The 688-nt window shown below is 66.4% G+C and carries 1 protein-coding gene; it reads right to left on the bottom strand.

What is annotated here, in order from left to right:
* On the bottom strand, nucleotides 1-688 hold a 688-nt coding region (locus tag E8D38_RS28005), incomplete at both ends, for a HAMP domain-containing protein (RefSeq protein ID WP_140637620.1).

The following is a 688-nucleotide window of genomic DNA, read 5'->3' as shown; positions in this document are numbered from 1 at the left end:
CACGGTGTTCTTCAGCTCCAGGATCTCGCCCTTCACGTCCACCGTGATCTTCTTGGACAGGTCGCCCGCCGCCACCGCCTTGGTCACGTCGGCGATGTTGCGCACCTGCGAGGTCAGGTTGCCCGCCATCGAGTTCACCGACTCGGTCAGGTCCTTCCAGGTGCCGGCCACGCCCTGCACGTCGGCCTGGCCGCCCAGCTTGCCCTCGGTGCCCACTTCGCGTGCCACACGGGTCACCTCGGCCGCGAACGACGACAGCTGGTCCACCATGGTGTTGATGGTGTTCTTCAGCTCCGAGATCTCGCCCTTCACGTCCACCGTGATCTTCTTGGAGAGGTCTCCCGCCGCCACCGCGGTGGTCACCTCGGCGATGTTGCGCACCTGCGAGGTCAGGTTGCCGGCCATGAAATTCACCGACTCGGTCAGGTCCTTCCAGGTGCCGGCCACGCCCTGCACGTCGGCCTGACCGCCCAGCCGCCCTTCGGTACCCACCTCGCGCGCCACCCGCGTCACTTCGGCGGCGAACGACCGCAGCTGGTCCACCATGGTGTTGATGGTGGCCTTGAGCTCCAGGATCTCGCCCTTCACGTCCACCGTGATCTTCTTGGACAGGTCGCCCGCCGCCACCGCCTTGGTCACGTCGGCGATGTTGCGCACCTGCGAGGTCAGGTTGCCGGCCATCGAGTTC

The sequence above is a fragment of the Methylibium rhizosphaerae genome, assembly GCF_006386545.1.
In the GTDB taxonomy this organism is placed as follows: Bacteria; Pseudomonadota; Gammaproteobacteria; order Burkholderiales; family Burkholderiaceae_C; genus Pseudorivibacter; species Pseudorivibacter rhizosphaerae.
Note: the sequence above shows the minus strand (reverse complement) of the source record. Positions and strands in the feature narration are given on the sequence as shown.